This is a genomic window from Cedecea neteri, assembly GCF_000758325.1.
Lineage (GTDB): Bacteria > Pseudomonadota > Gammaproteobacteria > Enterobacterales > Enterobacteriaceae > Cedecea > Cedecea neteri_B.
Genome location: NZ_CP009459.1, coordinates 18,990 through 37,977, shown reverse-complemented (window position 1 = coordinate 37,977; position 18,988 = coordinate 18,990). Strand labels below are relative to the sequence as shown.

Annotated in this window: 26 protein-coding genes; 25 read left to right on the top strand and 1 reads right to left on the bottom strand. The window is 54.4% G+C overall.

Annotation, left to right across the window (positions count from 1 at the left end; all coding sequences use genetic code 11):
- Window positions 1-147 precede the first annotated feature (147 nt).
- From rseD to acpS, 12 genes are all read left to right on the top strand, one after another.
- The gene (gene rseD, locus LH86_RS23000) at window positions 148-408 is read left to right on the top strand and encodes a rpoE leader peptide RseD (protein ID WP_039297362.1); all 261 of its coding nucleotides are present in this window, start codon (window positions 148-150) and stop codon (window positions 406-408) included.
- Window positions 405-980 (top strand): RNA polymerase sigma factor RpoE, encoded by a 576-nt coding sequence (rpoE, locus tag LH86_RS00220; protein ID WP_008459517.1) that lies wholly within the window; start codon window positions 405-407, stop codon window positions 978-980. The genes rseD and rpoE overlap by 4 nt, the downstream gene beginning before the upstream one ends.
- Before the next feature lie 31 nt (window positions 981-1,011).
- Entirely contained in the window at window positions 1,012-1,659 is a 648-nt protein-coding gene (rseA, locus tag LH86_RS00215) for an anti-sigma-E factor RseA (RefSeq protein WP_039286790.1), read from the top strand.
- Entirely contained in the window at window positions 1,659-2,624 is a 966-nt protein-coding gene (gene rseB / locus LH86_RS00210; RefSeq protein WP_039297360.1) for a sigma-E factor regulatory protein RseB, read from the top strand. The genes rseA and rseB overlap by 1 nt, the downstream gene beginning before the upstream one ends.
- Complete coding sequence (rseC, locus tag LH86_RS00205) at window positions 2,621-3,103, top strand: SoxR-reducing system protein RseC (protein ID WP_039297358.1); 483 nt, start codon at window positions 2,621-2,623, stop codon at window positions 3,101-3,103. The genes rseB and rseC overlap by 4 nt, the downstream gene beginning before the upstream one ends.
- Window positions 3,104-3,297: 194 nt before the next feature.
- Complete coding sequence (lepA, locus tag LH86_RS00200) at window positions 3,298-5,097, top strand: translation elongation factor 4 (protein ID WP_039297355.1); 1,800 nt, start codon at window positions 3,298-3,300, stop codon at window positions 5,095-5,097.
- Window positions 5,098-5,111: 14 nt separating this feature from the next.
- Complete coding sequence (gene lepB / locus LH86_RS00195) at window positions 5,112-6,086, top strand: signal peptidase I (protein ID WP_008459507.1); 975 nt, start codon at window positions 5,112-5,114, stop codon at window positions 6,084-6,086.
- A 172-nt stretch (window positions 6,087-6,258) separates the two neighbouring features.
- Entirely contained in the window at window positions 6,259-6,939 is a 681-nt protein-coding gene (gene rnc / locus LH86_RS00190; RefSeq protein ID WP_008459505.1) for a ribonuclease III, read from the top strand.
- Window positions 6,936-7,844 carry a GTPase Era gene (gene era, locus LH86_RS00185; RefSeq protein ID WP_039297352.1) on the top strand — a complete coding sequence of 303 codons (909 nt, stop codon included), beginning with the start codon at window positions 6,936-6,938 and terminating at the stop codon, window positions 7,842-7,844. The genes rnc and era overlap by 4 nt, the downstream gene beginning before the upstream one ends.
- Before the next feature lie 5 nt (window positions 7,845-7,849).
- Complete coding sequence (gene recO / locus LH86_RS00180) at window positions 7,850-8,587, top strand: DNA repair protein RecO (protein ID WP_039297349.1); 738 nt, start codon at window positions 7,850-7,852, stop codon at window positions 8,585-8,587.
- A gap of 74 nt (window positions 8,588-8,661) precedes the next feature.
- A complete protein-coding gene (pdxJ, locus tag LH86_RS00175; protein ID WP_039297347.1) occupies window positions 8,662-9,393 on the top strand; it encodes a pyridoxine 5'-phosphate synthase in 732 nt (243 codons plus the stop codon).
- Window positions 9,393-9,773, top strand: a complete 381-nt coding sequence (gene acpS, locus LH86_RS00170; protein ID WP_008459499.1) for a holo-ACP synthase — start codon at window positions 9,393-9,395, stop codon at window positions 9,771-9,773. Before pdxJ ends, acpS begins: the two co-directional genes overlap by 1 nt.
- Here the strand turns inward: acpS and LH86_RS00165 are convergent.
- Entirely contained in the window at window positions 9,770-10,030 is a 261-nt protein-coding gene (locus tag LH86_RS00165; protein WP_039297344.1) for a YfhL family 4Fe-4S dicluster ferredoxin, read from the bottom strand. The two genes, acpS and LH86_RS00165, sit on opposite strands and share 4 nt — an antisense overlap.
- A 261-nt stretch (window positions 10,031-10,291) precedes the next feature.
- Between LH86_RS00165 and LH86_RS00160 the strand changes: the two genes are divergently transcribed.
- The 13 genes from LH86_RS00160 (at window position 10,292) to LH86_RS00100 (ending at window position 18,988) form a co-directional block, all read left to right on the top strand.
- Window positions 10,292-11,038, top strand: a complete 747-nt coding sequence (locus tag LH86_RS00160; protein WP_008459494.1) for a LexA family transcriptional regulator — start codon at window positions 10,292-10,294, stop codon at window positions 11,036-11,038.
- Between the two features lie 286 nt (window positions 11,039-11,324).
- Complete coding sequence (locus LH86_RS00155) at window positions 11,325-11,660, top strand: antitermination protein N (protein WP_039297341.1); 336 nt, start codon at window positions 11,325-11,327, stop codon at window positions 11,658-11,660.
- Window positions 11,661-11,717: 57 nt separating this feature from the next.
- On the top strand, window positions 11,718-12,017 hold the full coding sequence (locus LH86_RS00150; protein WP_039297337.1) for a hypothetical protein: 300 nt from the start codon (window positions 11,718-11,720) through the stop codon (window positions 12,015-12,017).
- Window positions 12,017-12,508 carry a lysozyme gene (locus LH86_RS00145; protein WP_039297335.1) on the top strand — a complete coding sequence of 164 codons (492 nt, stop codon included), beginning with the start codon at window positions 12,017-12,019 and terminating at the stop codon, window positions 12,506-12,508. The genes LH86_RS00150 and LH86_RS00145 overlap by 1 nt, the downstream gene beginning before the upstream one ends.
- Entirely contained in the window at window positions 12,505-12,957 is a 453-nt protein-coding gene (locus LH86_RS22390; protein WP_039297332.1) for a lysis protein, read from the top strand. The genes LH86_RS00145 and LH86_RS22390 overlap by 4 nt, the downstream gene beginning before the upstream one ends.
- Before the next feature lie 50 nt (window positions 12,958-13,007).
- Window positions 13,008-13,886 carry an esterase/lipase family protein gene (locus LH86_RS00135; RefSeq protein ID WP_039305791.1) on the top strand — a complete coding sequence of 293 codons (879 nt, stop codon included), beginning with the start codon at window positions 13,008-13,010 and terminating at the stop codon, window positions 13,884-13,886.
- A 44-nt stretch (window positions 13,887-13,930) separates the two neighbouring features.
- A complete protein-coding gene (locus tag LH86_RS00130) occupies window positions 13,931-14,470 on the top strand; it encodes a hypothetical protein (protein WP_039297331.1) in 540 nt (179 codons plus the stop codon).
- A 3-nt stretch (window positions 14,471-14,473) separates the two neighbouring features.
- Window positions 14,474-15,613 carry a DUF3383 domain-containing protein gene (locus LH86_RS00125; protein ID WP_039297328.1) on the top strand — a complete coding sequence of 380 codons (1,140 nt, stop codon included), beginning with the start codon at window positions 14,474-14,476 and terminating at the stop codon, window positions 15,611-15,613.
- Window positions 15,614-15,623: 10 nt separating this feature from the next.
- Complete coding sequence (locus LH86_RS00120; RefSeq protein ID WP_039297325.1) at window positions 15,624-16,064, top strand: phage structural protein; 441 nt, start codon at window positions 15,624-15,626, stop codon at window positions 16,062-16,064.
- Between the two features lie 3 nt (window positions 16,065-16,067).
- Window positions 16,068-16,481: a phage tail assembly chaperone gene (locus LH86_RS00115; protein WP_039297322.1), complete on the top strand. Its 414-nt coding sequence runs from the start codon at window positions 16,068-16,070 to the stop codon at window positions 16,479-16,481.
- Entirely contained in the window at window positions 16,481-16,669 is a 189-nt protein-coding gene (locus LH86_RS00110) for a DUF6889 family protein (RefSeq protein ID WP_052045528.1), read from the top strand. Before LH86_RS00115 ends, LH86_RS00110 begins: the two co-directional genes overlap by 1 nt.
- Complete coding sequence (locus LH86_RS00105; RefSeq protein ID WP_039297320.1) at window positions 16,659-18,410, top strand: hypothetical protein; 1,752 nt, start codon at window positions 16,659-16,661, stop codon at window positions 18,408-18,410. Before LH86_RS00110 ends, LH86_RS00105 begins: the two co-directional genes overlap by 11 nt.
- Window positions 18,410-18,988 (top strand): phage baseplate protein, encoded by a 579-nt coding sequence (locus LH86_RS00100; RefSeq protein ID WP_039297317.1) that lies wholly within the window; start codon window positions 18,410-18,412, stop codon window positions 18,986-18,988. Before LH86_RS00105 ends, LH86_RS00100 begins: the two co-directional genes overlap by 1 nt.

The window sequence follows — 18,988 nt, the reverse complement described above, 5'->3', positions numbered from 1 at the left end:
CCGAGCATAGCACCGGGTGAGATGCTGAACACGCTTTTTTTGTTTTAGCGTTGTGCAGACTAAACAGACTCGTCGATAAAGTTATTGGGAGGGATTGTGCAAACTGCGTAAATAAATCTCACTACTGGAGGATAAATGGCAGATTAGATGATGAAATACCCTGATTCATGCGATACTCTGCTCGCTAACTTTTTGAGCATTGATTCAGAAGAATCGGCGTTACCGTTTTGCGAAGCGGAACTTATAATGAAAAGATGCAATCCGCTAAACATGACAGAAAAACAAAGGCGTAACGGAACTTTGCTGGCCTCGGGCACTCAAACTCAAAGCTTGCTCAAAAATGCAGGGTTCGAGTGGCATTTCGATTACGCGTGGAAATTGGGTTTGGGGAGACATTACCTCGGATGAGCGAGCAGTTAACGGATCAGGTCCTCGTCGAACGGGTCCAAAAGGGAGATCAGAAATCATTTAACCTACTGGTGATACGCTACCAGCATAAGGTTGCGAGCCTGGTTTCCCGCTATGTACCTTCGGGAGATGTACCCGATGTGGTGCAGGAATCTTTTATTAAAGCTTATCGCGCGCTGGATTCATTCCGTGGCGATAGTGCGTTTTATACGTGGTTGTACCGCATCGCGGTTAACACGGCTAAAAATTATCTGGTTGCTCAAGGGCGACGTCCGCCATCAAGTGATGTGGACGCCATTGACGCTGAAAACTACGAAAGTGGCAGCGCATTGAAAGAAATTTCGAACCCTGAGAACTTAATGTTGTCTGAAGAACTGAGACAAATAGTTTTCCGTACTATTGAGTCGCTCCCGGAAGATTTACGCATGGCAATTACGTTGCGGGAGTTGGATGGCCTGAGCTATGAAGAGATAGCCGACATCATGGATTGCCCGGTAGGTACTGTGCGTTCTCGTATTTTCCGCGCAAGGGAAGCTATTGATAATAAAGTTCAACCGCTTATCAGGCGTTGACGATAGCGGATTACTGGAAGGGTATTTAGGCATGCAGAAAGAACAACTTTCCGCTTTAATGGATGGCGAATCTCTCGACAGCGAGCTGCTCAATCGCCTGTCAAACGACAGTGAATTGCAGCAGAGCTGGGAGAGTTACCACCTTATCCGCGACACAATGCGCGGAGATACCAGCGAAGTGCTCCACTTTGATATTTCTGCCAACGTGATGGCGGCTATCGCAAATGAACCTGCGCGTAACGTCGCGCCGCTCATTACCGAGTCTCAGCCGCAGCCTCAGCAGTGGCAGAAAATGCCGTTCTGGCACAAGGTACGTCCGTGGGCAAGCCAGCTTACCCAAATGGGCGTTGCTGCGTGCGTATCGCTTGCGGTTATCGTGGGTGTGCAGCACTATAATGGCCAGTCTGACAGCACCGCACAGCCGGAAACGCCGGTGTTTAACACCTTGCCGATGATGGGCAAAGCCAGTCCGGTAAGCCTGGGCGTACCGTCTGACACGACCGCCAGCAACAGCAGTCAGCAAGTACAGGAACAGCGTCGTCGTATTAACGCTATGCTGCAGGATTACGAATTGCAGCGTCGTTTACACTCCGAGCAGCTCCAGTTTGAACAGGCGCAAACCCAGCAGGCTGCTGTGCAAGTGCCAGGAAACCAAACTTTAGGAACGCAATCGCAGTAATGAAGCAACTTTGGTGTGCCCTGTCTCTCGTGGCAGGCAGCCTGTTGTTCACCTCCAGCGCCTCGGCGGACACTGTTTCGTCCGGGGCGTTGTTGCAGCAGATGAACCAGGCTAGTCAGTCACTCAATTATGAGCTGGCGTTTATCAATATCAGCAAACAAGGGATTGAGTCCCTTAGTTATCGCCATGCACGTCTTGATAATCGCCCGCTTGCGCAATTCCTGCAGATGGACGGCCCGCGCCGCGAAGTCGTTCAGCGCGGCAATGAAATCAGCTATTTTGAGCCTGGGCTCGAGCCATTCACGCTCACCGGGGACTATATCGTCGATTCTCTGCCTTCCATCGTCTATACCGATTTTAAGCGCCTGACGCCGTATTACGACTTTATTTCTGTCGGGCGTACGCGTATTGCCGACAGACTATGCGAAGTTATTCGCGTCGTTGCTCGGGACGGCACTCGCTATAACTACATTGTTTGGCTCGATACCGAAACCAAGCTGCCACTTCGCGTTGATTTACTGGATCGCGACGGCGAAACGCTCGAACAGTTCCGGGTTGTGTCATTCTCTGTCGAAAACCAGGCTAGCGGGCTTCTGCAGAATTTAGCGAAGGCGACGCTGCCTCCGCTGCTGTCCGTACCAGGTGCAGAAAAGGCCAGTTTTACATGGGCACCGACATGGCTGCCGCAAGGCTTTAGCGAAGTGTCGAGCAGCCGCCGGCCATTGCCAACCGTGGGCGTGCCTATCGAATCCCGGCTTTATTCTGATGGATTATTCAGTTTCTCGGTAAACATCAGTCAGGCCCCGGCTCAGGCAAGTAATGGCGAACAGCTTGTGCGGACCGGTCGTCGGACAATTAGCACAGAAATTCGTGATAAAACCGAAATTACCGTTGTCGGTGAGTTGCCTCCACAAACGGCGAAACGCATTGGCGATAGCGTGAAGTTTAACGGAGCGACGCAATGATTAAAGAATGGGCGACGGTCGTCTCCTGGCAAAATGGTGAAGCGTTGCTGCACTGTGATGTTAAAGCCTCTTGCAGCAGCTGCGCTTCGCGCTCGGGATGTGGTACTCGTGTCCTGAATAAACTGGGGCCACAAACCAGCCATCTGCTGTCTGTGCCAAGCGAACAGCCGCTGGTTGCCGGGCAAAAAGTGGAGCTGGGTATTGCGGAAGGTAGCCTGTTAGGGTCCGCGCTTCTGGTGTACATGTCGCCGTTGGTTGGGCTATTTTTGTGCTCAGGTCTTTTCCAGACGCTGTTTGGCACCAACCTGGCCGCTATGTGCGGGGCTTTGCTTGGCGGCGTAGGGGGCTTCCTGCTTGCTCGCGGTTTTTCCCTGCATTTCAGCCGCCGTGAGAGCTGGCAGCCGGTGATTCTAAGCGTTGCGCTTAGCCCGGATGCACTGCGCGTCGATACGTCCGCACCGCCGGCTGAAAATCAATAAATTCCCTTCAAATGACATCTCTTTGCACATCCTGCTTATCGCTTACCTAAGCTTGCAGGATGAGCAGTTTCCTCACTTTCTGGTTGTAGTGTAGAATGCGGCGTTTCAGGCAGAAGACAGTCTCTGACATCCTGCTCCGTACAGCGCGAAGCGCCGAGCTCACAGGCCATTTGTAAGGCATAAAACCTCTAACTATGAAGAATATACGTAACTTTTCTATTATTGCCCACATCGACCACGGTAAATCGACGCTGTCTGACCGTATCATCCAGATTTGCGGCGGCTTGTCCGACCGCGAAATGGCCGCGCAGGTTCTTGACTCAATGGATCTGGAACGCGAACGTGGTATTACCATCAAAGCGCAGAGCGTCACGCTCGACTACAAAGCCAGCGACGGTGAAACTTACCAGCTGAACTTCATCGATACCCCAGGGCATGTTGACTTCTCTTATGAAGTATCCCGCTCGCTTGCGGCCTGTGAAGGCGCGCTGCTGGTGGTGGATGCCGGGCAGGGCGTTGAGGCTCAAACCCTGGCGAACTGCTACACGGCGATGGAAATGGACCTGGAAGTGGTTCCGGTTCTGAACAAAATTGACCTGCCGGCGGCCGATCCTGAGCGCGTAGCGGAAGAGATTGAAGACATCGTGGGCATCGACGCCACTGACGCAGTGCGCTGCTCGGCGAAAACCGGCGTTGGCGTACCTGATGTATTAGAGCGCCTGGTGCGTGATATCCCCGCGCCGGAAGGCGATCCAGATGCACCGCTGCAGGCGCTGATCATCGACTCCTGGTTCGATAACTACCTGGGCGTTGTTTCCCTGATCCGCGTGAAAAACGGCACCCTGCGTAAAGGCGACAAAGTCAAAGTAATGAGCACCGGCCAGGTGTACAACGCCGATCGTCTGGGCATCTTTACGCCTAAGCAGATCGACCGTAACGAACTGAAATGCGGCGAAGTAGGCTGGCTGGTTTGTGCAATCAAAGACATCCTGGGCGCACCGGTAGGCGATACTCTGACACTGTCCCGTAACCCGGCGGACAAAGCGCTGCCAGGCTTCAAAAAAGTGAAACCGCAGGTTTATGCCGGTCTGTTCCCGGTAAGCTCCGACGACTACGAAAACTTCCGTGATGCGCTCGGCAAGCTTAGCCTGAACGACGCCTCTCTGTTCTACGAGCCAGAAAGTTCCACGGCGCTGGGCTTCGGCTTCCGCTGCGGCTTCCTGGGCCTGCTGCACATGGAGATCATTCAGGAGCGTCTGGAACGTGAATACGATCTCGACCTGATCACCACCGCGCCAACCGTAGTTTACGAAGTGCAAACGACCAGCAAAGAGATTGTCTACGTTGATAGCCCGTCTAAGCTGCCGCCGCTTAACAACATTGAAGAGCTACGTGAGCCGATTGCGGAATGTCACATGCTGCTGCCGCAGGAGTTCCTCGGCAACGTGATCACGCTTTGTATCGAAAAACGCGGCGTGCAAACCAACATGGTTTATCACGGCAACCAGGTTGCGCTGACCTATGAAATCCCGATGGCGGAAGTGGTGCTCGACTTCTTCGACCGCCTGAAGTCCACTTCTCGTGGCTATGCGTCCCTGGATTACAATTTCAAACGTTTCCAGGCTTCCAACATGGTGCGCGTTGATGTACTGATCAATGGCGATCGCGTTGATGCGCTGGCGCTTATCACACACAACGACAATGCGCCGTACCGTGGCCGTGAGCTGGTGGAAAAAATGAAGGATCTGATCCCTCGCCAACAGTTCGACATCGCGATTCAGGCTGCCATCGGCAACCATATTATTGCGCGTTCGACGGTGAAACAGCTGCGTAAAAACGTTCTGGCTAAGTGCTACGGCGGCGACGTCAGCCGTAAGAAAAAGCTGCTGCAGAAACAGAAAGACGGTAAGAAACGCATGAAGCAGGTCGGCAACGTCGAACTGCCTCAGGAAGCGTTCCTGGCCATTCTGCACGTTGGCAAAGACAGCAAATAATCTAAGGAGTTGGCATGGCGAATATGTTTGCTTTGATCCTCGTGGTAGCCACGCTGGTGACGGGCATTTTGTGGTGTCTGGACAAGTTTATCTTTGCACCAAAACGTCGTGAAAAACAGGCGGCAGCGCAGGCTGCCACCGGTGATGCGCTGGACAAAAAGACGCTGAAAAAAGTCGGCCCTAAACCAGGCTGGCTGGAAACTGGTGCGTCGGTGTTTCCGGTGCTGGCGATTGTGCTGGTGGTGCGCTCATTTATTTATGAGCCTTTCCAGATCCCTTCCGGTTCGATGATGCCAACGCTGTTAATCGGTGACTTTATTCTGGTAGAGAAATTTGCCTATGGCATTAAAGATCCTATTTATCAGAAAACCTTAATTGAAACCGGGCACCCTAAACGCGGCGATATTGCGGTATTTAAATACCCTGAAGATCCGCGCCTGGATTATATTAAGCGCGTTGTAGGGCTGCCGGGCGACCGGGTAAGCTACGACCCACAGTCGAAAGAAGTTACCGTTCAGCCTAATTGCAGTTCCGGCCAGGCCTGCGACAACGCGCTGCCAATCACGTATTCCAACGTTGAAGCCAGTGATTTTGTGCAGACGTTTGCCCGCCGCAACGGCAGTGAAGCCACCTCCGGTTTCTTCCAGCTGCCGAAAGATCAGACCCGTGAAGACGGTGTCCGCCTGAGTGAGCGTAAAGAAACGCTGGGTAACGTCACCCATAACATTCTGACGGTGCCTATCGCTCAGGATCAGGTGGGGATGTACTACCAGCAGTCCGGATTGCCGCTCGCGACATGGATTGTTCCGCCGGGTCACTATTTCATGATGGGTGATAACCGCGACAATAGCGCAGACAGCCGCTATTGGGGCTTTGTGCCGGAGCAAAATCTGGTCGGTAAAGCGACAGCAATTTGGATGAGTTTCGAGAAACAAGAAGGTGAATGGCCAACGGGTGTTCGTTTAAGCCGAATTGGCGGCATTCATTAAACAATTAATCCCACAAACTAACGACATCCCCTGTCGTTGTGTATAGAATATTCCCGCCTTTAAAGATTGGCTCCCGAAAGGGAGCCACGGCACACGAAACAGCGTTGATTTCTTTTTTTCAGGTCTGTTCCGTGTGCTGAATAGTTGACGCATTCATTAATTTTGGTATCGCATGAATCCCATCGTAATAAATAGGCTGCAGCGGAAGCTGGGCTACACTTTTCAACATCAGGATCTGTTGCAACAGGCATTAACCCATCGGAGTGCCAGCAGCAAACACAACGAGCGTCTTGAGTTTTTGGGTGACTCCATTCTCAGTTATGTTATCGCGAATGCGCTGTATCACCGTTTTCCTCGCGTAGATGAAGGCGACATGAGCCGCATGCGCGCGACGCTGGTGCGCGGCAACACGCTGGCGGAAATCGCCCGTGAGTTCGAACTGGGTGAGTGCCTGCGTCTTGGGCCGGGTGAACTGAAAAGTGGCGGCTTCCGTCGGGAGTCGATTCTTGCCGATACCGTGGAAGCGCTGATCGGTGGCGTCTTCCTCGATAGTGACATTCAGAACGTTGAGCGTCTGATTCTCTCCTGGTATCAGACCCGTCTCGACGAAATCAGCCCAGGCGACAAACAAAAAGATCCGAAAACGCGTCTGCAGGAGTACCTGCAGGGTCGCCATCTGCCGCTGCCGTCGTATCTGGTGGTGCAGGTGCGCGGTGAAGCGCACGATCAAGAATTTACCATTCACTGTCAGGTGAGTGGCCTGCCTGAGCCTGTCGTAGGGACAGGGTCAAGCCGCCGTAAAGCGGAACAGGCTGCGGCTGAGCAGGCGCTGAAAAAGCTGGAGCTGGAATGAGCGAAGAAAAAACGTATTGCGGCTTCGCGGCCATTGTTGGTCGCCCGAACGTCGGCAAATCCACGCTGCTGAATCAGCTGCTTGGGCAGAAAGTCTCTATTACCTCGCGTAAGGCGCAGACCACGCGCCACCGCATCATGGGCATCCATACCGAAGGGCCATATCAGGCGATTTATGTCGATACCCCTGGGCTGCACATGGAAGAAAAACGCGCGATTAACCGCCTGATGAACCGTGCAGCGAGCAGCTCCATCGGTGACGTAGAGCTGGTTATCTTCGTGGTTGAAGGCACCCGCTGGACGCCGGATGATGAAATGGTGCTGAACAAGCTGCGCGACAGCCGTGCGCCGGTAATCCTGGCCGTCAACAAAGTTGACAACGTTCAGGATAAAACCGCTCTGCTGCCGCACCTGCAGTTCCTCGGCAGCCAGATGAACTTCCTCGATATCGTGCCTGTTTCGGCTGAAACTGGGATGAACGTTGATACCATCGCGGAAATCGTCCGTAAGCACCTGCCGGAAGCTACCCACCACTTCCCGGAAGAGTACATCACCGATCGCTCCCAGCGCTTCATGGCGTCTGAGATCATTCGTGAAAAGTTGATGCGCTTCCTGGGTGCCGAACTGCCGTATTCCGTGACCGTGGAAATCGAGCAGTTTGTCACTAATGAACGCGGCGGCTACGACATCAACGGGCTGATCCTCGTTGAGCGTGAAGGGCAGAAGAAGATGGTGATTGGCAACAAAGGGGCCAAAATCAAAACCATCGGCATCGAAGCCCGTAAAGACATGGAAGAGATGTTCGAAGCCAAAGTTCACCTCGAGCTTTGGGTGAAGGTGAAATCCGGCTGGGCCGATGACGAGCGTGCGCTGCGCAGTCTCGGTTATACCGACGACCTGAGCTAAAACTTATGGAAGGCTGGCAACGGGCTTTTGTCCTGCATAGTCGCCCCTGGAGCGAAACCAGCCTTCTGCTCGACCTGTTTTCCGAAGAATCCGGGCGCGTTCGCCTGATTGCCAAAGGCGCGCGCGCTAAACGCTCAAACCTGAAAGGCACTCTGCAGCCTTTTACCCCTCTGCTGGTTCGCTGGGGCGGCCGTGGCGAAGTCAAAACACTGCGCAGCGCCGAAGCGGTTTCGCTGGCCCTTCCTTTAAGCGGTATCGCACTCTACAGCGGCCTGTACGTCAATGAACTGGTGGCTCGCGTCCTCGAACAGGAAACTCGCTTCTCCGAACTGTTTTTTGATTACCTCCACTGCATTCAGGCCTTAGCTGGGGCTACCGGTACGCCGGAGCCTGCGCTGCGTCGTTTTGAGCTGGCACTGTTGGGGCACCTTGGCTATGGCGTGGATTTCCTGCATTGCGCCGGCAGCGGGGCAGGCGTCGATGACACCATGACCTACACCTATCGTGAAGAGAAAGGCTTTATTGCCAGCGTGGTGATCGGCCACAGCAGCTTTACTGGCCGCCAGCTCAGAGCCCTTGCCGAACGCGAATTTCCCGACGCCGACACGCTCCGTGCCGCCAAGCGTTTCACGCGTATGGCCCTCAAGCCGTATCTGCAGGGCAAGCCCCTCAAAAGCCGCGAACTGTTCCGCCAGTTTGTGCCTAAAAAAACACCACCTGAGCCTTCAGATAGCTCACAGTAATCACAGACCGTAGCCAGGCTTTCCCCGGCAGGTGTACACTGCCCGGCATCTGTCTGCGAACTCTGAGGATTGTCATGGCTGAATTACTGTTAGGCGTCAACATCGATCACATCGCTACCCTGCGTAACGCACGCGGTACGGCATACCCGGATCCGGTTCAGGCCGCATTTATCGCGGAGCAGGCGGGGGCCGATGGCATTACCGTACACCTGCGTGAAGATCGCCGCCATATTACCGACCGTGACGTTCGCGTTCTGCGTGAAACCCTCGATACCCGCATGAACCTGGAAATGGCCGTCACCGAAGAGATGATCGCTATTGCCTGCCAGACTAAGCCGCATTTCTGCTGCCTGGTGCCGGAAAAGCGCCAGGAAGTAACCACCGAAGGCGGCCTGGATGTTGCCGGTCAGCTGGATAAAATGCGCGATGCCTGCCAGCGCCTGGCTGACGCCGGTATTCTTGTGTCTCTGTTTATTGATGCCGACCACGCGCAGATTGACGCGGCGGTGGCTGTGGGCGCGCCTTACATTGAAATTCACACCGGCTGCTATGCGGACGCTGAAAACGAAGCGACCCAGGCCAAAGAACTGGCTCGTATTGCTGAAGCCGCGAGCTATGCCGCTGCTAAAGGGCTGAAGGTGAATGCTGGCCACGGTCTGACGTATCACAACGTTCAGGCCATCGCGCGGCTCCCTGAAATGCATGAGCTGAATATCGGCCACGCGATTATCGGACGTGCGGTCATGAGCGGTCTTAAAGAGGCCGTGGCTGAAATGAAACGCCTGATGCAGGAAGCGCGCCGCTAATGGCCATTCTGGGCCTCGGTACGGACATTGTGGAAATTGCGCGCATTGAGAGCGTAATTTCCCGCTCCGGTGACCGGCTGGCGAAGCGCGTACTGAGCCAAAATGAATGGGTGTTGTACCAGGCTCATCAGCAACCGGTGCGTTTTCTGGCCAAGCGTTTTGCGGTAAAAGAGGCGGCAGCGAAAGCTTTTGGTACCGGAATTCGCAACGGGCTGGCGTTCAACCAGTTTGAAGTGTTTAACGACGCGCTGGGCAAACCTCAACTGCGGTTTTGGGAAGAGGCAGAGCGGCTGGCTGAAAAAATGGGCGTCCGCTCAGTTCACGTTACCCTGGCGGATGAGCGCCATTACGCCTGCGCGACCGTGATCATCGAAAGCTAAAGTTTATCTGCATGGTGGAGCAGCACGAACTTATCCCACAGCTGCTCTTCATTCTCAATGTGCGCCGGGTCGCTAATAATCGTGCTGGGGATCGGGCAAACTTTCTGGCAGGTCGGGGTTTCGTAATGGCCAACGCATTCCGTGCAGCGGTCGGTATCGATCTGATAGATAGCGTCGCCCATGGAGATGGCCTGATTCGGGCACTCCGGCTCGCACATATCGCAGTTGATGCACTTCTTCGTAATTAATAACGCCATTTCAACCTGTTACCAGCCCCACCTTACTAAAAGATATATTCATATTTCGCGCCCAAAACATTGCAAAAGACTGTATATTTAACCAGTATTAAATCTGATTAAAGATAATGGCTAAGGCAGGGACGTTTCGATGGCGCGCACTTTACCACAAAAGCAGATCATCCCCAATGATACTGCGCCTTTAAGTTTTGTGCTTTGTGTACTTTCAGTACATGTTATCATTGAACTATTGGTCACGATAAACACGGTGGGATCGTACTTATGGTACAGAGAGAACAACTGCGCGAAGCTTTTTCCCGCAGGCTGGCGCAGGCCTGCAGCGAAGCAAACCTCGATGAGTTCGGGCGCGGTATGGCGATAGCGCGCGCGCTGGGCGTTTCCTCCAAGGCCGTCAGTAAATGGCTTAACGCCGAAGCGATCCCCCGGCAGGATAAAATGTACGAGCTGGCGACGTTTCTGCGGGCAGATGCGCTCTGGCTTCAGCACGGCAGCGAAACAGGCTATCAAAGCGAAGGGCGCGAGAATGCGGCCAGCCATGAAGAGGCGGCCATTTATCCTTTCCAGCCGCGCGAAGAGCAGGGCTTTCGCATCGACGTGCTGGACATTGAGGCTAGTGCGGGGCCGGGGCGACTGGTCTCCAGCGAAGTGACCGAAACCATTAACCATATTGTCTACGACAGCCAGGAAGCGCTGGAACTGTTCGGCCACCGTCCGGCTTCAACAATAAAAGTCATTACCGTCACCGGCGACAGCATGTCCGGCACCATTGAACTGGGTGACTATATCTTTGTGGATATCGGCAAAGATTATTTCGATGGGGACGGCATCTACGTGTTCCTCTATAAGGGACAACTGCTGGTGAAGCGCCTGCAGATGACCCACGACTGCCTGCTGGTGCGCTCGGACAACCCCAAATATGCCGACTGGCGCATTAGCGAAGAGAACGAACAGCACCTCAAAATCATTGGCCGGGTGATGTATAGCCATTCAATTCGCCGCCACGCCTGAATCGTTTCCCTCTGCTGATGCTTTGAATCCCGCCCAGGCGGGGTTTTTTTTGCTCTATATTTTAATATGTTATCGAATCCAGGCATTTTCTTAACGATATTTCGTACTTTTGGTTCTTGACGTTGTTGTACTATTGGTTCAATATCAATTCATCGGCAGGACGCACCGACTCACAAGGCAAGTGAACGCTCCTTAACATCAGGCCCTGAAAAAGGGCACATACACCAAAGCAAGAAGCTTTGGGATATCAGAGAGATATCACCAAAGTTGATTGACAGGAGGTTGTATGGACGCACAGGCACGTCGCCGACAGCGCCGCGAAGCTAAACAGGCCGTCTGGAAAGCTGCCAACCCGCTGTTAGTCGGGGTAAGAGCGAAACCTGACTTACGGCTTACTCTCTCGCTAGCCCGCAAGCCCAGGTATCGCCCCGACAAGGCGCTGGAGGTTATTAACATCTATGGCCTGCAAATCATCCAGCAGGCAGAGCATTATCAGCGGCTGCGCCAGAAGTTAGACGCCAGGCAAAAAAGCGTCTATCAGGCCGCGCCTCGCAGCGAATCCGGCTTACCGGCAGCGACCGGGAAGCAAGCCCGACGCGGAAAACCTATTCCGCTGATTTAACGCTACACCGCATCTTTACCCCAACGGCAGTTCGACACCTCAACCGAAGGTTCTTCCATGAACGACCAACCCGCAAATCTGGTCACGCAGTCTTTTGCGTGGCTGGCGGCGCTTGCCGCCGGTCTGGGTATCACGACACAGGATATGGTCTACATGATATTCGGACTGCTTAGCGTACTGATTTCACTGGCTTCGTGGCTGGGGGGCAGGCTGGATGCCCACCGGCAGCACCTCGAAGATCAAAAGCGCACCCGCATTCTCCAGACGCTGGCGGATGACTTGCAAACCCTAAACCGAGCCGAGCAGATTGAGATTATCAGGGCAGTCAGCGAGGTACTGAAAAAGGCAGGTAACTGATGGCTCTTTCTCCCGGACTCAGAAAAACATTACTCGGATTGTCAGGGGCGGGCGCTCTGACGATTGCAGGCTCGCTCCTGCCCGAGCTGGAAGGTGTGAGCTACACGCCCTATTACGATGTCGCCGGGGTGCTGACCGTTTGTTACGGCCATACCGGCAAAGACATTATTCCCGATAAAACTTACACCCCGGCTGAGTGCAGGCGCTGGCTCGATCGGGATCTCCGCCCTGCGGCTCAGGCGGTCTCAAGGGCCGTCACCGTCCCGGTTAGTGAGTACCAACGAGCCGCTTTGATCAGCTTTACCTACAACGTTGGTACAGCCGCTTTTCTGCGCTCTTCCGTGCTCAGGATGTTAAACGCGGGCGAGTACGAACAGGCCTGCGCTGGGCTGAAAAAATGGATCTGGGCGGGGGGGAAGCAGTGGCAGGGGCTGATCAACCGCCGCGAGGTGGAATACCAGCTTTGTACCTGGCCGGAGGCGGAAAAATGAAGCCGCTGACCTCACTTGTGCTGGCGGCCTTTATGCTACTCATTGCCAGCAGCTGGTGGTTTCACCAACGGTATGCCGTGCAAAAACAAAGAGCAGAGTCAGCCCTGGAGCAGCTGGCTCAGCAAAAAAATGAGCTGCAAAACCTTGTCCGGCGCCAGCAGGCGGTAGCCGAGTTGGATGTCCACTATAGCGAGGAGTTAACCCATGCCCGGCTCACCATTGAAAACCTGCAGCGTGATGTGGCTGCTGGCACTCAGCGGCTGCGCGTCAGCGCCACCTGCAAAGCAGTGCCTGGTGCCACCACCACCTCCAGGCTGGATGATGTTGCCACCCCCGGACTTACTGACGCCGCTCAACGGGATTATTTCCGTCTCCGGGAGCGAATTGAAACGAGCAACAAGCAGCTAGCGGGGCTGCAGGAGTATATCCGCAATCAGTGCCTGAACTAAGCCTCGAATTTTCGGGGCTTTTTTATTCCTACGTCAAAGAGGTCATTCCTATGTCTACATCCCTGAAGTACCCGATTGTTCTGGTCCACGGTCTGTTCGGTTTCGACAAAATTGGCGGGATCTATCCCTACTTCTACGGCATCAAAGAGGCGCTGGAGAAAGCCGGGGCGAAGGTCTACATCGCCACTATTTCCGCGCTAAACAGCAATGAAATGCGCGGCGAGCAGCTGCTGGAATTTATCCGTAAAGTTCGGGCCGAAACCGGTGCGGCGAAAGTGAACCTGATTGGTCACAGCCAGGGGCCGCTGGCCTGCCGCTACGCTGCAGCGACTCACCCTGAACTTATCGCCTCGGTTACTTCCGTGAATGGCGTTAACCACGGCTCCGAAGTGGCAGACCTGGTTCGCCTGGCGCTGAAACCTGGCCGCCTGCCAGAGTCTATCGCCAATGCGGCCCTGTCGGCCTTCGGGCAACTGCTTTCCGCCCTGGCCGGGGCACCTCGTCTGCCTCAATCCGGTGTGGATGCCCTGGATGCGTTGACCAGCGAAGGCGTGGCCGCCTTTAACAAGAAGTACCCGCAGGGGCTGCCTGCGCAGTGGGGCGGCCAGGGCAAAGAGCTGGATAACGGCGTCTACTACTACTCGTGGAGCGGGATTATCGACTACAACCCGCTGAACCAGGGCGCGAACAACCTCGATCCGCTGCACGTGGCGATGCTGGCGTTTTCCATCCTGTTTACCAACGAGCGCTTCCAGAACGATGGCCTGGTCGGCCGCTACAGCAGCCACCTGGGCAAGGTGATTGGCTCTGACTATTCGATGGATCACGTCGATGCCATCAACCAGCTTGCTGGCGTGGTGGCCAGCAACAGCGATCCGGTCAAGCTGTACGTCGACCACGTTGCTCGCCTGCAGGCTAAAGGGCTGTAAGCCTTATCTGACCGCCTTCGGGCGGTTTTTCTTTGGAGAAATCAATGAATGACACCACGCGTCCGGGCTTTCTGACGCCGCTGGCGGCATCGCCACATTATGACGATGCGCTTGATGCGGACCTTACTGGCTGGATTGTCGGCGTATCAGGCCTGCCGCCGGAAATGGTAATGGCGAAGTGGAGCGATCCGCCGCCCGCCACGCCGGAGGCCGGCATCACCTGGTGTGACTTTTTTACCAACGTGAAGCAGGCGGAAACGCCTTTCTTCCACTCGCAGGACAGCGATCAAAGTGTACTTCAAAGCACCGAGTCCGTTGACGTGACCTGTGGCTTTTACGGTCCCGGCGCTCAGGCGGTTGCCGCTCTGTTTCGTGATGGTCTGAACGTGCCGCAAAACAACGCCGAGCTGAACCGGCTGGACCTGACGTTTCTGCAGTGCGGCGACATTACGCCAGACCCTGAATTTATTAATAACCAGTGGCTACGCCGCTACACCCTCACCGTGGCGCTAAAGCGCAGTATTGTCCGGCGCTACGGTATTCGTTCCATCCTTTCATCCGCAGTAAAAATCATTGGAGAGTAAGCTATGTCACAGGGTTTACCTGTATCTAACATTGTCAGCGTGACAGTGAATATGGCGCCACGAGCGGCGCAGTCCCGTAACTATGGTGCGCTGCTGGTCGTCGGCGCAAGCAACGTTATTGACGCGAAAGAGCGTATGCGCGCTTATTCCAGCCTGAGCGGCGTTGCCGCAGACTTTGGTCTTGAGGCGCCGGAATACAAAGCCGCCAGCCTCTACTACCAGCAGTCTCCGCAGCCTGCCGACCTGTATATCGGACGCTGGGTAAAAGAAGGCAGCGAGGGCAAAGCCGGCGAAACCATCGCCGAATGCGTCTCCGCGCTGAGTGCGCACTCGACCGACTGGTATGGTCTGGTGATTGCAGACGACACCATTACCGATGAAGCCGTGCTGGCCGTGGCGGCAGTCATTGAAGGCGACGGTGTCTCCCGTATCTTTGGCCATACTTCTGCCAGCGCGAAAGTGCTGGATGCCAACGACAACACCGATGTCTTCAGCAAGCTGAAAGCGGCTAAGTTCGCCCGCACTTTTGGTCAGTACTCCAGCGCCACGCCGTTTGCGGCTGCCTCCCTGTTTGGCCGGGCGTTTACCGTTAATTTCAACGGCAATAACACCACCATCACCCTGAAATTTAAGCAGGAGCCGGGGATTACCGCAGAAACGCTGACCCAAACAGAAATCAACGCCCTGTCCGCGAAAAATGCCAACGTCTTTGTGAATTACAACAACGACACCGCCATTATTCAGGAAGGCGTAATGAGCAACGGCAGCTTTATTGATGAGCGCCACGGCCTGGACTGGCTGCAAAACTATGTGCAGACCAACCTCTACAACCTGCTTTACACCAGCACCACCAAAATCCCACAAACCGATGCCGGTGTTACCCGTCTGCTGAGCAACGTTGAGCACTCCATGGCTCAGGCGGTCACCAATGGTCTGGTCGCGCCAGGTGTCTGGAATGGCGCCGATATTGGTCAACTGGCCTCCGGCGACACGCTGACCAAAGGCTACTACGTCTACGCCCCTGCAGTTGCCACTCAGGCACAGTCGGACCGCGAAGCGCGTAAAGCGCCGGTGATTCAGGTGGCCTGCAAACTGGCGGGTGCTGTGCACTTCGCCGATGTCGAAATCAATGTTGTTCGTTAAGGAGATTTAAATGGGTACTTATTCTTTTATGGATGTTACGGCTTCTCTTGTGGGGCCAACCGGCGTGATTGATTTGGGCGCGGGCAGTGCAAACGGCGACACCGGGATCAAAGTGGAAATGGCGACCACAAAAAACACCATGACCGTCGGCATTGACGGCGAGGTGATGCATAACCTCTCTCCGGCCAAAAACGGTTCTATCACCGTGACGCTGATGAAAACTTCCCCGGTGAATAAAAAGCTGATGCAGGCCTATAACGCTCAAACCCTCTCTTCGGCACTGTGGGGTAAGAACACAATTGTGGTGCGCAATACTGCTTCCGGCGATTTGGTTTCGGCCAGCAGTGTGGCGTTTTCTCAGCTTCCAGCGAACAGCAATGGCAAAGATGCCGGCACCATGGACTGGAAGTTTGACTGCGGCAAAATCGATCAGCTGCTCGGGGAGTTCTAAACCATGGAAATTACCCTGAAAGCGGTGAACTACCGCATTGGCAAGCTCGGCGTTTTCGAGCAGCTCAGCGTTGCACGCAAACTGCTGCCGGTTCTGGCGGGCGTTGTGGGTGATTTTCGCAGCTTACAGGGTAAGGAGGGCGGAAACGCCCTCGAAACCGTACTGCCTAAAATTGCCCGCACCCTTGCCGACCTCTGCGATGAGGACTGCAACACCATTCTGTATCCATGCCTGTCGGTCGTGACGCGTGAACACATGAAGGGCTGGGTGCCGGTCTTTAGTCAGGGCGCATTGTCTTTTGACGATATTGACCTGATGACGCTGTTGCAGCTGGTGGCCCGGGTGGTGGCCGACTCGCTGGGAAATTTTTTGCAAGAACTCCCCGGCAGCGAAAACCCGGCCCCGTCGGCGGCCTGATGCTGGAGACGCTGCCGGGCGGGGAGGACTATATTCTTCGCCCGGCGGAGGTCTTCGGCCTCAGCTGGCGGGATCTGAAAAGCGGCGCGGTGGATCTTTACGACATTGCGCTGATGAATGATTACCTTGAGATGCAGGCTGATAATAAGGCCTGTATTACACGCTGGAGAGAGGAAAATGAGCGCTAGCACACAGCTTGTTCCTTACGTCCCGATCCCAGATTTTTTTTATCAAGAAGACCTTAGCTCGCGAATCAACGCCGCTTTTGGTGAACTGGATAAAACGCTGAAAAAGGGAAAAGAAGAGGCGGCAAAAGTTGATTTTGAAAAACTGACCAAAAGTTTCGAAAACTTCAGTAATCAGGTGCTGTCTCCGCTAGCAAAAGCGGGAACGTGGTTTGAAAAGCGGCTGTCTGGCATCGAGAAGGACGCGCAGTCATCCCAATCTCTGAACGCTGATTTAGAAACTTACAAGGCACTGCAATACGGTGCCAGCCAGTCAGGCGCAGACATTGGTGCGCTGCAAAAGTCGATTAAAAACGTCAGTGAGTATGCGAACGGTGACTCGCTGCACGAGAGCCTGTTGAAAAGTCTTGGCGTAAAAACGCATGATGACGCCGGCTTAAAGCGGGATAACGCCGACATTTTCGCGCAGGTTGCCCGTTCTTTGGGCACAGTGAACAGAGACAGCGCTGATTTCTACGCATTGAATCTGGGGATTGATGACGACACGCTGCACGCGATGCAGCGCGGATTAGGCCAGTTTGCCGAAGAGTATCAGGACTTGTCCCTCCGCATCGGTGGAAGTGCAGAGCAAAGCGCCGACCAGTCCGAAAAATTTATGCAGTCCTGGCGTAAAGCAGACTCCGTGTTTGATTTGTTAGTAGCAAAATCAGGCGGCGATCTGGCCGAGAAATTGGCTGCGCCCGTCGAGAGGCTGGCCGAAAAAATGCTGGTTAAAGCGCCGCAAATTGAACGCGTGTTGGACAAAATTGGCGCCGTCGTTGAACAGTTTGCTGACATTTTCGTTGATGCACTGAGCGGCACCATCGATTGGGTTACCGACGTGATGGCCTGGTGGGATCGCCTTGATGAAGGTTCTCAGGGGCTAATCGGCGGTTTAGCGGGGCTAACCGCGGCCTGGGTAGTCCTGAATAGCGCATTTCTCGCGTCCCCTGTCGGGATTATCCTCTCGCTGGCTGCGGCCATTGGCCTGCTTTATAACGACTACCAGAAATGGAAAGCGGGGGAAGAGAGTTTTATTGACTGGGGAGAGTGGGGACCGGTTATTGAAATGGCTGCAGACACGATCGGCAGCCTCGCGAAAAACATAAAAGACCTTATTGTTGATATTGGCAGCCTGCTGGGTATCGATTTTAGCAAGTGGTCTATCAGCACCATCTTTAAGGGGCTTCTGGACAACTTTAATCAGTTAGGCGCCACGCTGAGACTGATTGGGAATCTGATCAATGCGCTAAAAGAGGGGAACTGGGCAGAAGCAGCCAGTATTGGCAAGTCTCTGGTGGCAAATGGGCTGTTCCAGACGCCGGGGAGCATAATTGCGGATGGTGCAGCGGGCGTTGTTAAAGAGAAGCTGTCCGCGGGATGGAAAAACTTCCGGGGCTGGCTGGCTGGAGATGAAGAAAAGGGAACTGGCGGAAAGTTATCTAATGCTGTCAATAACCTCAGCCAACCCGATCCTGTCTCAATGTTACTTCCCGCCGGGGTTGCCAACAATGAACGCCTGGCGACTTCGGGCGACTTCTCCACGGCGAGCAACAGCACTACGCATTCCCCGACGATTAACAGTAATACCCATATCGTTGTGAATGGTGTCTCTGAACCTCGTCTGGCGGCGGCCGAGACATCTGAGCGCTTGTTCAATGTCAATTCTCAACTGGCGCAGCAGTATGAAAGGAGGATGAGCTAATGGATATTTTTGGTGCTTACTTCCAGCCTCGCACGAGCTTCTCAGGTTTTCTGGTGCCGGATGTGGTGATCAGCGAATCCCATTCGGACACGCTGAAAATCGCCTCTCATCCCGTCGAGTTTGGCCCGAACATCAGCGACCATGCCTGGGCCCAGCCTGGCGAGGTAACGATTGATTGCCTCTTTAAAGCGGGTGGTTCACTGGTTGATTTTGCCAATACGACCGCGCTCGGCTCCTGGCTAAACGCAGGCCCCAGTCCGGCACAAATTTATCAACAACTACTTGATTTACAGACAAAAGCAGAACCCTTTAGGGTGATTACCCGCCGCCGCGCTTACGACAATATGCTGATCAAAACGTTGACGGTAACGACCGCCGCTAAATCGGAAAACATTCTTGGCTGCAAACTGGTGCTGGCAGAAGTATTAATGACGGCCACGGAAGCGCGCCCGGCAGCGCCTAAAACGGCAATGGATGAAGGGGTAACGACAACTTCAGTCGGCGATAAGGGCGAAAAAGTGGTTACCACTCCCAAGGGGGCGGGAATAATTACGCCACTGCAGCCTGATAAAAAATGA

What these genes read in the sequence shown, in the direction of transcription:
- rseD (WP_039297362.1), top strand. Translation starts at nt 148, where the DNA reads ATGATGAAATACCCTGATTCATGCGATACTCTGCTCGCTAACTTTTTG.
- rpoE (WP_008459517.1), top strand. Translation starts at nt 405, where the DNA reads ATGAGCGAGCAGTTAACGGATCAGGTCCTCGTCGAACGGGTCCAAAAG.
- rseA (WP_039286790.1), top strand. Translation starts at nt 1,012, where the DNA reads ATGCAGAAAGAACAACTTTCCGCTTTAATGGATGGCGAATCTCTCGAC.
- rseB (WP_039297360.1), top strand. Translation starts at nt 1,659, where the DNA reads ATGAAGCAACTTTGGTGTGCCCTGTCTCTCGTGGCAGGCAGCCTGTTG.
- rseC (WP_039297358.1), top strand. Translation starts at nt 2,621, where the DNA reads ATGATTAAAGAATGGGCGACGGTCGTCTCCTGGCAAAATGGTGAAGCG.
- lepA (WP_039297355.1), top strand. Translation starts at nt 3,298, where the DNA reads ATGAAGAATATACGTAACTTTTCTATTATTGCCCACATCGACCACGGT.
- lepB (WP_008459507.1), top strand. Translation starts at nt 5,112, where the DNA reads ATGGCGAATATGTTTGCTTTGATCCTCGTGGTAGCCACGCTGGTGACG.
- rnc (WP_008459505.1), top strand. Translation starts at nt 6,259, where the DNA reads ATGAATCCCATCGTAATAAATAGGCTGCAGCGGAAGCTGGGCTACACT.
- era (WP_039297352.1), top strand. Translation starts at nt 6,936, where the DNA reads ATGAGCGAAGAAAAAACGTATTGCGGCTTCGCGGCCATTGTTGGTCGC.
- recO (WP_039297349.1), top strand. Translation starts at nt 7,850, where the DNA reads ATGGAAGGCTGGCAACGGGCTTTTGTCCTGCATAGTCGCCCCTGGAGC.
- pdxJ (WP_039297347.1), top strand. Translation starts at nt 8,662, where the DNA reads ATGGCTGAATTACTGTTAGGCGTCAACATCGATCACATCGCTACCCTG.
- acpS (WP_008459499.1), top strand. Translation starts at nt 9,393, where the DNA reads ATGGCCATTCTGGGCCTCGGTACGGACATTGTGGAAATTGCGCGCATT.
- LH86_RS00165 (WP_039297344.1), bottom strand. Translation starts at nt 10,030, where the DNA reads ATGGCGTTATTAATTACGAAGAAGTGCATCAACTGCGATATGTGCGAG.
- LH86_RS00160 (WP_008459494.1), top strand. Translation starts at nt 10,292, where the DNA reads ATGGTACAGAGAGAACAACTGCGCGAAGCTTTTTCCCGCAGGCTGGCG.
- LH86_RS00155 (WP_039297341.1), top strand. Translation starts at nt 11,325, where the DNA reads ATGGACGCACAGGCACGTCGCCGACAGCGCCGCGAAGCTAAACAGGCC.
- LH86_RS00150 (WP_039297337.1), top strand. Translation starts at nt 11,718, where the DNA reads ATGAACGACCAACCCGCAAATCTGGTCACGCAGTCTTTTGCGTGGCTG.
- LH86_RS00145 (WP_039297335.1), top strand. Translation starts at nt 12,017, where the DNA reads ATGGCTCTTTCTCCCGGACTCAGAAAAACATTACTCGGATTGTCAGGG.
- LH86_RS22390 (WP_039297332.1), top strand. Translation starts at nt 12,505, where the DNA reads ATGAAGCCGCTGACCTCACTTGTGCTGGCGGCCTTTATGCTACTCATT.
- LH86_RS00135 (WP_039305791.1), top strand. Translation starts at nt 13,008, where the DNA reads ATGTCTACATCCCTGAAGTACCCGATTGTTCTGGTCCACGGTCTGTTC.
- LH86_RS00130 (WP_039297331.1), top strand. Translation starts at nt 13,931, where the DNA reads ATGAATGACACCACGCGTCCGGGCTTTCTGACGCCGCTGGCGGCATCG.
- LH86_RS00125 (WP_039297328.1), top strand. Translation starts at nt 14,474, where the DNA reads ATGTCACAGGGTTTACCTGTATCTAACATTGTCAGCGTGACAGTGAAT.
- LH86_RS00120 (WP_039297325.1), top strand. Translation starts at nt 15,624, where the DNA reads ATGGGTACTTATTCTTTTATGGATGTTACGGCTTCTCTTGTGGGGCCA.
- LH86_RS00115 (WP_039297322.1), top strand. Translation starts at nt 16,068, where the DNA reads ATGGAAATTACCCTGAAAGCGGTGAACTACCGCATTGGCAAGCTCGGC.
- LH86_RS00110 (WP_052045528.1), top strand. Translation starts at nt 16,481, where the DNA reads ATGCTGGAGACGCTGCCGGGCGGGGAGGACTATATTCTTCGCCCGGCG.
- LH86_RS00105 (WP_039297320.1), top strand. Translation starts at nt 16,659, where the DNA reads ATGAGCGCTAGCACACAGCTTGTTCCTTACGTCCCGATCCCAGATTTT.
- LH86_RS00100 (WP_039297317.1), top strand. Translation starts at nt 18,410, where the DNA reads ATGGATATTTTTGGTGCTTACTTCCAGCCTCGCACGAGCTTCTCAGGT.